This window comes from Staphylococcus lugdunensis (genome assembly GCF_002901705.1).
In the GTDB taxonomy this organism is placed as follows: Bacteria; Bacillota; Bacilli; order Staphylococcales; family Staphylococcaceae; genus Staphylococcus; species Staphylococcus lugdunensis.
In genome coordinates this window covers 110,340-124,921 of the sequence record NZ_PPPV01000016.1, presented here as the reverse complement: position 1 = coordinate 124,921, position 14,582 = coordinate 110,340, and the positions used below count along the sequence as shown (strand labels likewise).

The following is a 14,582-nucleotide window of genomic DNA, read 5'->3' as shown; positions in this document are numbered from 1 at the left end:
TTCATTTAGTTTAGTGATATTTATTAAATGATACGAAACTGCCTTATTTTTTAAGCATTTAAAGGTGAAATGACATGATAATACGTAGTATTTATGGCGAGACTCCTGACGGCACCCTAGGAAAGCGAGCCAACAATACGAAGTATTGAATAAAAAAGAAACACTCAGATGCGTTGAATTCAATTCATCTGAGTGTTATTTTTCTAGGATTTATGTCCCAACCTGACAAGGTTGACTTGAATTGAAAAAAGCTTAGTATAAGCGTATTTTCAATTCAATCAACTACCGTCAATATAGAGTTCAGAGTCTAAAATATCATTATGTTCTAGACTATTGTTGTATTTATATTAAAGGAAATTGATAGTTTAGAGGTCATTAATTGACGATAAATTGCGGCGTTTCACCTGTTAATTTTTTAATTGTATCATTTGCAACAATTTTAGACATCATATCACGTGCTTCATACGTCGCATTCCCAATATGCGGTGTGATGACAACGTTATCTAATGATTTCAAGCCTTCAGTAATTTTAGGCTCGAATTCATAAACATCTAATGCTGCGCCTTCAATCTCTTTATCATGCAATGCTTGTACAAGTGCTTCTTCATTAACAATAGGACCACGTCCAGCATTTACAAGATAAGCAGTTGATTTCATCAATTTAAATTGCTCAGTATCAATAAGATGATGTAGCTTTGGAGAATACGCTGCATTAATCGTGATAAAATCGGAATTTTTAAGCAACGTTTCTAAATCAACATATTTTGCACCAATCTCGCGCTCTTTTTCAACCTTTTGATGTGGACCTGTATATAAAATATCCATATCGAAAGCTTTTGCACGTTTGGCAACAGCGCCACCAATTTCGCCTAATCCAATGATACCAATCGTTTTACCTGATACTTCACGTCCTCTAAAGAAAAGCGGAGCCCATCCATCAAAGCCTTGTGTGCGTGATAATTTATCACCTTCAACGATGCGTCGAGCAACTGCTAAGACTAATCCAAAGGTAAGTTCGGCTGTTGCATTTGTAGATGCTTTAGGCGTATTTGTTACATCGATATTTTTTTCGCGAGCATAATCAACATCGACATTATTAAAACCAGCACCGTAATTTGCAATGATTTTTAAATTATTAGCAGCATCAATTACCTCTTTATCAACATTTGTCGATAAGATACTAATAAGTGCAGAAGCATCTTTGACACCACGTTTTAACGTTTCTTTATCAATAATACCTTCACCTTCATACATTTCAACTTCGAAATGCTCTTTTAATAAATTTAAACCGACTTCTGGAATTTTTCCGGCAATATAAACTTTTTCCATCATTATCACTTCCTTTAGCTCCAGTATAGTAAATTGAGAAAACGTATACAATTTATATACTTTACTAATTAGCCGAGCAGCCGGAGTCCAATTACAGCTGCAATAATTACTGCAATAAAACCTATGCGTAATGGGTGTGTAGATTCTTGGTAGAACAACATACCGATAAATGTGCCTCCTGCAGTTCCTATGCCCGTCCATATTGCATAAGCAGTACCCATCGGAATGGACACCATAGCTAATTTTAAAGTTGTAAAACTAAGCACAAAGGTAAGTGCCAATAAAATTATGTAGTACCAACGAGATGTGCGTGCAAGTTGATTTAACAGCACAACACCTAAAATTTCAAAACAGCCAGCAATGATTAAATAAAACCAAGACATTAGTTGCTACCTCCATGTTCTGTTATATCAGTAGTTAACTTGAGCCCTAAAATGCCTATAATCAACATTAAGATAAGTATTAGTTTTAATATGGAGATGGGCTGATGGAAAAATAGCATGTCAACAATAACTGTTCCAGCCGCACCAATACCAACAAATAATGCATAGACTGTTCCAACGGCTAGAGACTTTGTTGCAGATATAACAAGATAGAAACTTAGCGCAATCATTAATAATGTGAAGCTCCAAGATGTCAATTAATGCGCTTGATTCAAGCTTGTGACCCATACTATTTCCAATAAACCTGCCATGATGACTTTTAACCAGGTCATTTGTTATTCCTCCTCTAGCTTTAAATCGCAACAGTCGTATTTTCTCAAATATGCTATACAACTGCAATATTTGGGCATTAAAAAAGTGTGGCACAGAAATTTAAAGCGTTCTGTTTCACACTAATTTACTTTCTTTGTATATGCTTGGAGCACCAGCTTGTATATTTTTTGAAATGCATATGCCATTTTTCCTTGCATAGAGCTTAGACAAGGTTGATTCATTAGAATGTCTGAGTCATTTATTGGTAAACGTGCATATGCTGAAAACTGTTATGATGGATACATGCGATATATAAGTATAACTAATTTTTAAATAGAACCAATTGAGTATTGTCAAAATATAGATGTGAGCCCAGGACAAGAATGATGTCCCAGGCCCAAACGTGTAATTTATGATATTTAAATATTATGCTTAGTTCAAATGAATATAATTATAAGCGCTAGCTTGACTGGCTGAAATTGTGCGTGTGTCTGTTGAAAATGGACCGTTTGAGTAGTTCATTTCTGATATAGTCACTGATCCATCACTATTGACACTTTCTACGTATGCAACGTGTCCATAACTACCTTCAGAAGTTTGTAATATCGCGCCTTCTTCAGGTTGATGATCTACTGTGTAACCCGCTGCTTGAGCTGCACTTGCCCAGTTATTGGCATTGCCCCATGTAGAACCAATTTTTCCGTCGACACGGTCAAATACATACCAAGTACATTGACCGGCAGTATATAAATTGCCAGAAGATGTAGATATTGATTGTGTAGATGTGCTAGTTGATGTTGTATTTGTTTCTGTAGTGTGATATTGATAAGCTTGTTGGCTAAAGTTTTGTTGTTGATAGTTGTATTGATGTGAAGGTTGAAATTCTGCTGCATCAGCTTGATGGGATGTGCTGATTAATGTGGCACCTAATCCTGCAGTTAAAGTTGTTATTGTTAGTAGTTTTTTCATTATAATAAAATCCTCCCAATTGTATGAAATATTCACAAAGATGGTAGCGCATCTTAATTGTGAATGTTATCGTCGTTTAACGACAAAACTTACTTTAACAGAAATATACATGGAAATGTGTGATGTTATCTTTTCGTAAATAAAATAATAAAACCCTGCATCTCTCTGTAATAAAAGAGCTGCAAGGTTACAAGTGATATACAGAGCTAAATGTGCGCTGCAAAGATGAAAAGTAGCTGATTTAAATAAAACTAACCTTTAAATATTACAAATGTTTGTAACAAAAACACTGTACAATTTATTTGAAAAATCGAATGGATAATGGAGCTTGGTAATAGGTACCTTGATAATATTTAACACAGCCAATGATGTTGAAAACAGAAAAGGTAATCAGTAATCCCAAAATGACCAAATTTAATAACAAGAATATAAATATTGAAATCAAGCCTGAAGTTGGATCAAAAGGCATATAAAAAATGAGTGAAAACATCATGATTACTACAGGTACTGCACACCAAATCATATAAGAAATAAACATATTTAAATAGCTTTTTCCTGACTGATCAATTAATTTAGAATCATCTTTTTTAACTAGCCATATAATTAGAGGGCCTATAAATCCTGAGACGAAACCTAATAAGTAAATAAGCATAGCCATAAGACGAACATCGTCACTATCGTTATGTTGTGGTGTATTAAAACCTTGTGATTGTTGCGTCATAATAACTCCTCCTGAGTTTAATAAAAAATCTAATCACATTAACTATAGCAGAATAAGTAACCCATGGGTATTAAGAACGTATTAACATGCAGTACTTATGCAAATTGTAGGTTTAACATATATGATAAATGGTTATATATTTATGAATATGTATGGTGCGCTTTGTTTAAAACGCATCATTTTTTATTGAATTTATTTTGTATTGAAATATTTTAAAAGTGAGGTATTCAGATGAAAATAGCTATTATTGGTTCAGGTAATGGTGCGGTTACTGCCGCATTAGACATGGTAGATCAAGGACATGAGGTAAGATTATATTGCCGAAATCAATCACTGGAAAAATTTAATACTGCATTTGAGCGTGGCGGCTTTGATTTTAATAATGAAGGAAATGAAAAATTTATAGAATTCACTAATATTAGTGATGATATAGCTTATGTATTACAAGATGCCGAACTCGTTCAAGTGATTATTCCTTCATCTTTTATAGAATACTATGCAAAGGTTATGTCATATCACGTAACCAATGACCATTTAATCTTCTTTAATATTGCAGCGTCAATGGGCTCAATTCGTTTTATGAATGTGTTAGAAGATCGCAATATTGATGTACACCCTAAATTTGCTGAAGCTAACACGTTAACATATGGTACAAGGGTAGATTTTGCACAAGCGCGTGTTGACTTATCTCTTAATGTGCGACGCGTGTACTTTTCAACATTTAATCGTGAAGAATTAAATGATAGTTATGATAAAGTAAGTCAAATTTATCCTCAACTAGTCAAAGAAGAAAGTTTATTGAAAACGAATTTAGAAAATGGGAACCCAGAAGTGCACCCAGGGCCAACGTTACTTAATGTAGGCCGTATTGATCATGCACAAAAGTTTTCACTTTATAAAGAAGGAATTACGCAACATACAGTAAGATTACTCCATGCGATAGAATTAGAGCGTATTAATTTAGGCCGTCGATTAGGATTTGAATTAGAATCGGCGAAAGAATCAAGAATTCAACGGGGCTATTTAGAACGTACAGACGAAGATGAACCTTTAAATCGATTATTTAATACAAGTCCAGTCTTTTCTCAAATACCGGGTCCTAATCACGTAGAAAATCGTTATTTAACTGAAGATATCGCTTATGGTTTAGTGTTATGGTCAAGCATAGGTCGTGTTATTGATGTGCCGACGCCCAATATTGATGCAGTTATAATTATCGCTTCAACCATACTAGAGAGAGACTTTTTTGAAGATGGACTTACTGTTGAAGAATTAGGTCTTGAAAAGTTAGATCTCAGTTACTGATAAATAAAATCATAACTAGTTGTGAGATAAGGAGCTGACTATATGACAAGAAAACCAACGTTTTTCGAGGCACTTTCTACCATCATTGTTATGGTCTGTGTAGTGACAATAGGATTTATTGTTTTTAACATTCCCATTCAAGTACTATTACTTATTTCATCAGCTTATGCCGCATTGATTGGTATTCGAGTAGGGTTGAAATGGAATGACATAGAAGAAGGGATTACGCATCGGTTAACTACAGCGATGCCTGCTATATTTATCATATTGGCTGTGGGTATTATTGTTGGGAGTTGGATGTACGCTGGTACTGTGCCTGCTTTAATCTATTATGGATTAAAATTTTTAAATCCTCAGTATTTTTTAGTGTCTGCATTTATTATTTCTGCCATCTGTAGTTTAGCTACAGGTACAGCTTGGGGATCCGCATCAACTGCAGGTATAGCGCTTATTTCCATTGCAAGCCAATTGAATATGAATTTAGGTATGGCTGCAGGTGCCATCATTGCAGGTGCCGTCTTTGGGGATAAAATGTCACCGCTATCTGATACAACTAATTTAGCAGCATTAGTTACGAAGGTGAATATATTTTCACATATTCGTGCGATGATGTGGACGACAATACCTGCTTCACTCATTGGTATGATTGTCTGGTTTGTCTTAGGCTTACATAACGATGGTCATGTAAACACAAAGCAAATTCAATCACTATTATCTGAACTTGCAACGTTATATCAGTTTAATTTCTTTGTTTGGATACCGCTCATTGTTATTATTATTTGCCTTATGTTTAAAGTATCGACAGTGCCGTCGATGCTAGCATCTAGTATTACTGCAATTTTTGTAGGTGCGTTTAATCATCACTTTAATTTAGCAGATGGATTTAAAGCTACATTTGATGGGTTTACAGCTAATATGACTGGACATAGTCATATTTCTCATAATGCTAAAACATTAATTGAACAAGGTGGCATGATGAGTATGACTCAAATTATTGTTACCATTTTTTGTGGCTATGCATTTGCTGGTATTTTAGAAAAATCAGGCTGTTTAAATGTTTTATTAGAGACCATTTCAAAAGGTGTCAAATCAACAGGTAGCCTTATTTTAATTACTGTTATTTGTTGTTTAATGATGGTGTTTGCTGCTGGCGTAGCATCTATTGTAATTATTATGGTTGGTGTTGTGATGAAAGATATGTTTGAAGACATGGGGTTAGATCGATCAAATCTATCTAGGACGCTGGAAGATGCAAGTACAATGGTATTACCTCTTATTCCATGGGGAACTTCAGGAATATATTATGCACAGCAATTAAATGTGCCGGTTGATCAATTCTTTATTTGGACAGTACCATGTTATTTATGTGCTATATTAGCTGTTTTTTACGGGTTTACAGGTATTGGTATTAAAAAAAATAATAAAGTTACGTAAAAATTATTTCAAAGCATGTTTAACTATAGCTATATCCGGTTAATATAAAGTATGCTAATAATTATTAGAAGTCACTGTTTATTTTTGTAGCGAGAATAAATGTAGCGATATGATTATTAGTAAAATATCCTCTACATAGGATGATGGTTCAATTTTTGTAGCGAGGGTTGAATCTATTAATCTTAACATGAATTCCGTAATGTGCATCATTAATATATAGACATAACCATTAAAAGAGATACTGAATTTGTGAAGTAAGGTGAGCCATAAATATGACTCACCTTATTAATGCGTTGTAAAAAGAAATGTAACATTTTATTAGATTGCATCTGTCATAAGGCACTTTGATTAATTCGTTAAGTAAAATTTAATACATAGTACGAAAACACCTTATTTTTTAAAATTTCCAGTACAAAAACACATATAAATACACCGCAATGTAGCGAGCGGGGCCCCAACAAAAAGAAATGCAACAAGCATTTCCACGGACAACGCAAGTTGGGGCTAAGCACAGAAAAACTGGCTGAAGCGGGTCTTAAGTAAGTCAATCATACAAAGTATTAAATATAAAAGAAGCACAAAGATGATTTATGTTAAACCATCTTTGTGCTATTATTTTGGGATTTATATCCCAGCCTTGATAACTTTAAATATTAATGAATGAAGTTGTATGAAGCTGCTTGAGATGCAGAGATTGTACGTGTTGTTACAACACCTGGTCCATGACCATAGTTCATTTCTGAAACAGTTACTGAACCATTACTTCCAACACTTTCAACATAAGCAACGTGACCATAGTAACCTTGAGATGTTTGCATGATTGCGCCTACTGAAGGTCTGTTATTTACAGTGTACCCAGCAGCTGCAGCAGCATTTGCCCAGTTGCTAGCATTGCCCCAAGTTGAACCAATTTTACCGCCAACTCTATCGAATACATAATAAGTACATTGACCACTAGTATATAAGTTGCTACCTGAATGTGAAGCACTTGAGATTGACACACCATGAGATGATGGTGCACTTGTAGTTGTCACATGTATGTTAGAGCTAGAAGTTGAATAGCTTGCACCCAAGCCACCAGTACGGTATGAATTTGATGAAGCATATGTGTTGCTGTAATTATAGTTGTTGTAATTGTAATAGCTATTATAGTTATTGTAATAAGTGTAACCTTGGTTTTGGTTTAATTGATTTGGTGACCAGTTACCTTTCCAAGTGTAATGATAGTTACCTTGTGCATCGATTGTATAAGAGTAGCTGTATGAGTAAGGGTCATTTGGATTATAACCATCATGATTTGTTTGTTCAGCAGCATGAGCATGGTGTCCACCAGCCAAAGCAAATGTAGCAATTCCTGCAGTAGCGATTGTAGCAGTAGCGATTTTCTTCATTATAAAATATCCTCCCGAAAAATAATTTAATATAATTGTATTTTTTATAGTGGTTGATGAATCGGACATCAACAATTAATCATCTTGTTTAAGACAAACAATACTTTACCAGAAAAAAGTTGGTTTGTGTGGGTTGTTAACATTTTGTAATTTTCCTCTAATATATTTTAAACGTATTTTGCATAATGAGATATTTTGTAATAAAAAGAAATGCTTATATAACAGACTTTATTCAATTTTTTTTATTTGTTAAATTTTTTATGTCATCATTTTGTAAAAAAACAGAAAATAAAATAATACAGTTGAATTATGTAGAAAATGGTGCATAGGATAATTGATGATAAAAAACATGGATAAAGGATAAAAAGTTTTAACTGATATGAAATAATATGCGAATAATAAAAAGTTGGCTATAATAAAATATGATTTTGTTACTACTTATACCGAAATAAAAATTACAATTAACTATGTGAAATAGATACATTGAAGGAATGGTGTATGAATACTTCAGGTGGGGATTGAAGTATATTGTTGTATATCTCTGTAATTAATTGATGAGAGGACGACATATGAACGGACAGTTTTCGGTAAAATTATTACAAAAGTTAAATACTTATGGGCAAAAGACAGTCAATGTTAAGTTGATTTATTGGGTGAAAGGGCAAGGTACGATTGATATTAATTTGAAGCAATATCACATGACAGAAGGGGATATTGTACTTTTAATGCTGAACGATTTATATCAAATTCAAAGCGATGATGATGCAGTGACGTTAGTTGTTGATTTGTCTTTTAAAGACTATGTGAAATATGCGAGTGAATATATTGATATCAGTGGCTATAAACTATCAAATATTGAGAAGCAACAAGTATTACCTATATTAATGAATATCATTGAGTTAGAATGCTTTAATAAAGCAGACGAACAGACAACTTTAAAAATGATTAAACATTTATGTGTTGAATTAGGTTCAATGTCGCACTTATATAGAGCAAAAACACAAAATATGACAGTATTAGATGAAGTCCATGACTATTTAATTTCACACCATACAAAAAAATTAAAAAAGCAAGAGATTGCTAATGCATTAAATATGACAAATCAAGAATTGTCAAATGTTATAAAATACCAAACACCTTTTCAAAGTATTAATCAGTATGTCAATGATATTCGCTTAAAATGTGCGCTTATCGATATTTTAAAAGAGCATCGAACTGTGGAAGATATTGCATATCAGCATGGGTTTAATCATTACTCTAGGTTTATTAATTTATTCAAAGATTCATATGGATATACCCCAAAAGAAATTAGAAAGCAGTATCATAGTTTAACAACAAGTTATTATGAAAATATTCAATATTTACCATTAAGCGAACAAACTTATCAATCTTATTTTCATAAGGTAAAACATTATACAACAGTGTCCAATAATAAAGATATCATCCTCTCTTCTAATACTTTGCCAATTTGTCATATAGAACCTAAAGATTTATTTATTACCAGCCAACAATTGTTGTACTTGAATGAGCATCAGATATTTTATGTAACACAGCATTTATTTTCTAAAAATAAACATGTTTATGTGATTATACCCATTGATTTGACTGATTTCTCAGCGGTGCAGAGAGTGTGTGAATATTACCTTACTAAATTAAACTATTTAGGACTAACGCCTATATTTTATTTTAAGGGTTTAGATTTAACATACCTCGAGCAACATGGATTTAATAATGTGAATCAATTATTTATAACTTTATTTTATTCACGCTTTGTAAATGAAGTAGATGGTGTATCAATTATGTTAGATAGTACTGACAAACAAGTGATACAGAAGGTTGTTAATGAGGTTAGACAATTTTTTAACAGATGCTCATTGTATTTATCAGTACCTCATCGAGATGTTAGACCATATGAATTTAATGAAATTGATGAGTATATTACCTCATACTTTATAACTTTTGAACAATTAACTACTTGGAAAAAGTATCATCACAAAGTGATTTTAGATACAACAATGTTAAATATGAATCAAAATGGCGAGATCACTCAACAAAATATAATCAATTTTTCTTTGATGGCACGGTACTATTTAATGCTTAAAGGCATAAGTTTTTCGCTTGATTTTTTGCTGCAGTATTTATTTCACGGACGTAATATGGATAACAATATGTTTTTAGCGTTTTTCAATATGATGAATCAACTTAGAGGGGATATTGTCCATCAAGATAATCAAATTATTTTAACCAAGTTTAAATTTGAGTATCAATGTTTAGCTTTCAATATGAATATTTCAACCGGAGAACAGTTACAAGACTTGCAATTAAATTTTAAAACAACTCAGCCGATGAGCCATGCTGAAAGTAGTTTAATTACTTATACAAAAGCACCGAACTTAAATCATCATCAAGATCAAACGAAAAACAAAGATAATTTGTTTCAGCCACATTTTTGGAAAGGCCAATTATCATACCCAACGATAATTAACCGTAAATATATATTGCCTAGTATGAGTATAGGGCATATTAAATTTTCACTTAGAAGCTAATGCATGGTATTTGCTGACTAAGGAGGGTGTGTAGTGATGAACATTAACACACGAATTAGATTGGTGTTAGGATGCTATTCACTAGTAAAAACCGTCAATGAAAGTTTGAGATATGCTTATCATATGAATATGCAACAATTTAAAATACTTCTATTTATTAAAGATTATTCAACAGCGCATGAGCGCCCTTTGACGATTCAAACTTTAGTGATAAAAGAACACTGCAATAAAGCAATGATGCTTAAATATCTAGCTCAGTTATACGCAATGCACTGGATATCAAAAAAGCGTAATCCTAATGATCAACGGCGACTTATTATTTATATGACTAAAATACAACATAAAAAAATTGAGCACCTGCTTCAAGAAATTAAAAAGATAATTGCAAATTATGATATAGATGCTAAGTTGGATTTACACTGTCATTTTAAACTTAAAGAGTTTATGGATGTGAAAGTACTCCACGATGACTTTGAATTAACAAGTTTACATGACAGTATACATTTAGATGAATTATTTATTTTAGGGCTTATCTATCTATATCCTAATGCGTACAATATGGCACAATTAAAATATGTTATTGAACAGCATAATATGTATATTACTCCATTGATCAAATCTTTAGTGGATAAAAAGTACATTTATAAAGAAAGATGTCGAACGGATGAACGGCAAATTCGAATAGGTATTAAAACAGATAAACTGTCCCAAGTGAAATTACTGTTTAATGAATGTTACAATACTATTGTTAACCACTTAGAATTAACCCATATATAGTCAATTCAAAGTGAATAGGATGATAAATAATGATACTTGATAATATTAATCCAAATGATTTGTTTCCAACTGAAACGAAAGGGCCATCTGTCTTAGGGATAATTGAATATCATGTTCAAGGACAATCTGAATTTGAAGGTGCATTTATAGCAACCTCAGAACGTTTAATTATGAATGTTGATATGAATGGCCAATTTTATTACAGAAATATTCCTTATAATGAAATAGAGTCAATTAACATGACTGACGATGGTATCAGTTTTACTTTTAATATTGGGAAAGTTCCAATGACGAAAATTAAGAATGGAGACATTCAACGATTTGTCGATTATGTATCTAATAAAATATAAAAAAGAAGATATGTAAATCTAAGTATTTGTTGAAGAGTATTCAATAACTTAGTTAATGATTGAACTTCATTATATGTATCAATTCCATACGTATACTAGAGGTGGTATAGTAAAGGTCATTGGCCTTACTTTTACCATCTTTTTTCTATGAAAACTGCCATCATTACATAAATAGGGATGTAATTCATTTTGGCGGAATAGAAAAATCTATAATTGCAATTAATGAATTAAATCACTTTAGCTTAATAAAAATATTGAATTTTATTATCTAATTGTTATAAAATATTATTTATAACAAGAGATGCGTTAAAATTTAAAAAACATTTAGCAAACCAAGCAACAAGATATGCATCAGAGGAGTGGTTGAAATTATGAGTAAGATAAAAAATATTGATGAACTAGTCAGTGCAACATTTCAAGTTAAACAATTTTTCAAAGCGACAAAGAAAAAATATAATTTAAGCTATGAAGAAATCTTTATTTTAAATTATATTTTAAAAAGTGAGTCCAATGAAATAACTTCTAAAGAAATTGCAGTGACTTCAGAGTTCAAGCCTTATTATTTAACAAAAGCACTACAAAAACTTAAAGAGTTAAAGCTATTATCTAAAAAGCGTAGCGTTCATGATGAAAGAACCGTTATTGTTTATGTTTCTAAAGATCAACGTCAGCGTATTCAAGAACTTATTCATGAATTAGAACAATATATTTAACTCATATAAGCATTGTTCATTAGCAAATGATGCCATCATTTATTCAAAAAAGCGCACTTTTTTCAGGAGTGATGTGCACCCCAAAAGTTGGATTAAAAATCTAACTTTATGGGGTGCACATCACAGTAGGAGAAAAAGGTGCGCTTTTAATTAAATATTAATTTGTACCTTTTACAATGATTTCATCATTATCAATATCTATGTCAACATGTTTTACATCAGTATGATCTAAATAATAGTCTGTAATTTTATCTCGTACCTGTTGTTCAACAACTCTGCGTAATGGACGTGCGCCCATTTGTTTATCATAGCCTTGTTCAATTAACCAGTCTTTTGCTTCTTGAGAAACATTCATTGTAATATCTTTTTTATCTAAAGTCACTTGAACATCATCTAAGAGTAAATTAATAATATCTTGTAAAGCGTGTTTATCTAAATGCGTAAACTCAACGATACCATTAAATCTGTTAAGAAATTCAGGTCTGAAGAATCTTTTTAATTCATTCATAATGTCATCAAATTCTTCGTTGTCTCCATAACCAGCATTGGAAGTGCATATGACGATTGTATTTTTAAAGTTAATAACATTGCCTTGCCCATCTGTTAAATTACCATCATCCATTACCTGTAAAAGCAATGTGAGAATTTGAGGATTTGCTTTTTCAATTTCATCAAATAAAATAACTGAATAAGGATTGCGTCTTACTTTTTCAGTTAATGTATTGGAGTTGTCATCATAGCCAATATAGCCTGCTGTAGTACCTATCATTTTAGACACTGCTGTTTGATCACTATACTCACTCATGTCTAAACGAATCAATGCTTCTTTGTTACCAAATAAATCAATAGCCAACTGTTTTGCTAGTTCAGTTTTACCTACACCAGTAGGTCCTACAAATAAGAAACTACCAATTGGACGGTTACCTTCATCAAATCCAGCTCGATTACGACGAATGGCTCTAGAAACCATATCTACCGCTTTATCTTGTCCAATGATTTTATTTTTTAAACGGCGATTAATATTTTTTAAACGTTCGATATCATTATCATCCATTTGTGATACAGGTATTCCAGTTAGCCTTTCAATCGTATCAGAAACATCTTGGACAGTAGCTACGGATTGTTGTTCTTTCGTACCATTATCTAATTGATTTTGTAATTCTTTAATTTGGGATTGAATTTTATCTGCTTCTTTGTAAGCTTCTTTACTTACCGCTTGTCTCTTATCATTTTCTAATTCAGTGATTCTCTTTTCAGTTTCTACTTTATCCAGCGCAGGGTTTTGAGCAGATAAATGTGCGGATGTAATATCTAAGACATCAATCGCTTTGTCAGGTAAAAGCCGTTGAGGAATATATTGATTTGATAAATCTACACATGCTTGCAATACTTCATCTGGCAACTTAACTTGATGATGTTCTTCGAATTTTTCTCTAATACCTTTTAAAATTTCGACTGTGTCTTGTGCACTTGGTTCATTAACAACGACTTCATTAAAGCGTCTTGCTAGTGCAGCATCCTTTAAAATATTATTACGATACTCATCTTGTGTGGTAGCACCTATAATAGAAATCTCACCCCGACTTAATGCTGGTTTAAGTATATCTGATAATCCTTTACCACCAGATTCACCGCCTGTTGAGCCAGAACCTATCATTTGATGAATTTCATCAAAGAATAAGATGGCATTTTCATTTTCTTTTAAGGCATCAACTAATTTTTGAACGTTTTCTTCATAAGCACCGCGATATTGTGTGCCAGCTTCTAAACTAGAAATATCGACTGAAATAATATCTTTATCTTTAATCGAAGTTGGGACATTCCCTTTAACGATTTCTTGGGCTAAACCTTCAACGATTGCAGTTTTACCTACACCTGCTTCGCCGACAAGTATAGGATTATTTTTAGTACGACGACATAATACTTCTGCTGTCTTTTGAATTTCAGTATCGCGACCTATCACGGGATCAAGTAAACCATCACGTGCTTCTTGTGTTAAATTGCGTCCAATTTGGGATAAGTAATCTTTGCCACCAGTATGTTGTTGATTATTTTGAGCATTTTGAAATACATTTGCACTTTGTTCTGCAGAATGTTGACCTTGCTGCCTTAATTGATTTAATTCTTCAGGAGAAACTTCTTTACCATTAATATAAAACTTTTTATTTCCAGTATTGTTATTTGCTTGCATATCTTGCATCATTCGTCTAAGGATTGAATCAAAATCATTACTAAAAAATTGATTATTCATAAAATTCACCTCAAATATCAAAATTATTTTACATATGTATATTTACACTATTTTATAGTAATCAAACTTTATTAAACGATGAATTAATGAAAGATGTGTGA

General features: G+C 32.3%; 12 protein-coding genes and 1 pseudogene. 6 read left to right on the top strand and 7 right to left on the bottom strand.

Annotated elements, in window-relative coordinates; all coding sequences use genetic code 11:
• Nucleotides 1–375: 375 nt before the first annotated feature.
• The 5 genes and pseudogenes from CD041_RS07480 to CD041_RS07460 form a co-directional block, all read right to left on the bottom strand.
• Nucleotides 376–1,329 (bottom strand): 2-hydroxyacid dehydrogenase family protein, encoded by a 954-nt coding sequence (locus CD041_RS07480; RefSeq protein ID WP_002492284.1) that lies wholly within the window; start codon nucleotides 1,327–1,329, stop codon nucleotides 376–378.
• A 68-nt stretch (nucleotides 1,330–1,397) separates the two neighbouring features.
• Nucleotides 1,398–1,712, bottom strand: a complete 315-nt coding sequence (locus CD041_RS07475) for a DMT family transporter (protein WP_002478798.1) — start codon at nucleotides 1,710–1,712, stop codon at nucleotides 1,398–1,400.
• Nucleotides 1,712–2,044, bottom strand: a pseudogene (locus tag CD041_RS07470) (DMT family transporter). The gene CD041_RS07475 and the pseudogene CD041_RS07470 overlap by 1 nt, the downstream one beginning before the upstream one ends.
• Before the next feature lie 412 nt (nucleotides 2,045–2,456).
• Nucleotides 2,457–2,993, bottom strand: coding sequence for a CHAP domain-containing protein (locus tag CD041_RS07465; RefSeq protein ID WP_037545126.1), 537 nt, complete (start codon nucleotides 2,991–2,993; stop codon nucleotides 2,457–2,459).
• A gap of 298 nt (nucleotides 2,994–3,291) precedes the next feature.
• Entirely contained in the window at nucleotides 3,292–3,714 is a 423-nt protein-coding gene (locus CD041_RS07460) for a DUF4870 domain-containing protein (protein WP_002478801.1), read from the bottom strand.
• 231 nt (nucleotides 3,715–3,945) lie between these two features.
• Here CD041_RS07460 and CD041_RS07455 point away from each other — a divergent pair, with 231 nt between their 5' ends.
• Nucleotides 3,946–5,019, top strand: coding sequence for an NAD/NADP-dependent octopine/nopaline dehydrogenase family protein (locus CD041_RS07455; protein WP_002478802.1), 1,074 nt, complete (start codon nucleotides 3,946–3,948; stop codon nucleotides 5,017–5,019).
• A gap of 42 nt (nucleotides 5,020–5,061) precedes the next feature.
• Nucleotides 5,062–6,453, top strand: coding sequence for a Na+/H+ antiporter NhaC (gene nhaC / locus CD041_RS07450; RefSeq protein WP_002478803.1), 1,392 nt, complete (start codon nucleotides 5,062–5,064; stop codon nucleotides 6,451–6,453).
• A gap of 653 nt (nucleotides 6,454–7,106) precedes the next feature.
• Here nhaC and CD041_RS07445 read toward each other — a convergent pair.
• The gene (locus CD041_RS07445) at nucleotides 7,107–7,844 is read right to left on the bottom strand and encodes a CHAP domain-containing protein (RefSeq protein ID WP_037545123.1); all 738 of its coding nucleotides are present in this window, start codon (nucleotides 7,842–7,844) and stop codon (nucleotides 7,107–7,109) included.
• Between the two features lie 569 nt (nucleotides 7,845–8,413).
• Here CD041_RS07445 and CD041_RS07440 point away from each other — a divergent pair.
• The 4 genes from CD041_RS07440 (at nucleotide 8,414) to CD041_RS07425 (ending at nucleotide 12,230) form a co-directional block, all read left to right on the top strand.
• The gene (locus tag CD041_RS07440; RefSeq protein ID WP_070648175.1) at nucleotides 8,414–10,390 is read left to right on the top strand and encodes an AraC family transcriptional regulator; all 1,977 of its coding nucleotides are present in this window, start codon (nucleotides 8,414–8,416) and stop codon (nucleotides 10,388–10,390) included.
• A gap of 36 nt (nucleotides 10,391–10,426) precedes the next feature.
• Complete coding sequence (locus tag CD041_RS07435; protein ID WP_002492251.1) at nucleotides 10,427–11,167, top strand: transcriptional regulator, SarA/Rot family; 741 nt, start codon at nucleotides 10,427–10,429, stop codon at nucleotides 11,165–11,167.
• 29 nt (nucleotides 11,168–11,196) lie between these two features.
• The gene (locus CD041_RS07430) at nucleotides 11,197–11,517 is read left to right on the top strand and encodes a PH domain-containing protein (RefSeq protein WP_002460110.1); all 321 of its coding nucleotides are present in this window, start codon (nucleotides 11,197–11,199) and stop codon (nucleotides 11,515–11,517) included.
• 371 nt (nucleotides 11,518–11,888) lie between these two features.
• Nucleotides 11,889–12,230, top strand: coding sequence for a transcriptional regulator, SarA/Rot family (locus CD041_RS07425; protein ID WP_002478808.1), 342 nt, complete (start codon nucleotides 11,889–11,891; stop codon nucleotides 12,228–12,230).
• A gap of 157 nt (nucleotides 12,231–12,387) precedes the next feature.
• Here the strand turns inward: CD041_RS07425 and CD041_RS07420 are convergent, their stop codons facing one another.
• Nucleotides 12,388–14,481, bottom strand: coding sequence for an AAA family ATPase (locus CD041_RS07420; RefSeq protein WP_002492254.1), 2,094 nt, complete (start codon nucleotides 14,479–14,481; stop codon nucleotides 12,388–12,390).
• Nucleotides 14,482–14,582 lie beyond the last annotated feature (101 nt).

Excerpts from the sequence above, each read along its gene's own strand:
- CD041_RS07440 (WP_070648175.1), top strand. The coding sequence starts at position 8,414 with ATGAACGGACAGTTTTCGGTAAAATTATTACAAAAGTTAAATACTTAT.
- CD041_RS07435 (WP_002492251.1), top strand. The coding sequence starts at position 10,427 with ATGAACATTAACACACGAATTAGATTGGTGTTAGGATGCTATTCACTA.
- CD041_RS07465 (WP_037545126.1), bottom strand. The coding sequence starts at position 2,993 with ATGAAAAAACTACTAACAATAACAACTTTAACTGCAGGATTAGGTGCC.
- CD041_RS07430 (WP_002460110.1), top strand. The coding sequence starts at position 11,197 with ATGATACTTGATAATATTAATCCAAATGATTTGTTTCCAACTGAAACG.
- CD041_RS07420 (WP_002492254.1), bottom strand. The coding sequence starts at position 14,481 with ATGAATAATCAATTTTTTAGTAATGATTTTGATTCAATCCTTAGACGA.
- CD041_RS07475 (WP_002478798.1), bottom strand. The coding sequence starts at position 1,712 with ATGTCTTGGTTTTATTTAATCATTGCTGGCTGTTTTGAAATTTTAGGT.
- nhaC (WP_002478803.1), top strand. The coding sequence starts at position 5,062 with ATGACAAGAAAACCAACGTTTTTCGAGGCACTTTCTACCATCATTGTT.
- CD041_RS07480 (WP_002492284.1), bottom strand. The coding sequence starts at position 1,329 with ATGGAAAAAGTTTATATTGCCGGAAAAATTCCAGAAGTCGGTTTAAAT.
- CD041_RS07455 (WP_002478802.1), top strand. The coding sequence starts at position 3,946 with ATGAAAATAGCTATTATTGGTTCAGGTAATGGTGCGGTTACTGCCGCA.
- CD041_RS07460 (WP_002478801.1), bottom strand. The coding sequence starts at position 3,714 with ATGACGCAACAATCACAAGGTTTTAATACACCACAACATAACGATAGT.
- CD041_RS07445 (WP_037545123.1), bottom strand. The coding sequence starts at position 7,844 with ATGAAGAAAATCGCTACTGCTACAATCGCTACTGCAGGAATTGCTACA.
- CD041_RS07425 (WP_002478808.1), top strand. The coding sequence starts at position 11,889 with ATGAGTAAGATAAAAAATATTGATGAACTAGTCAGTGCAACATTTCAA.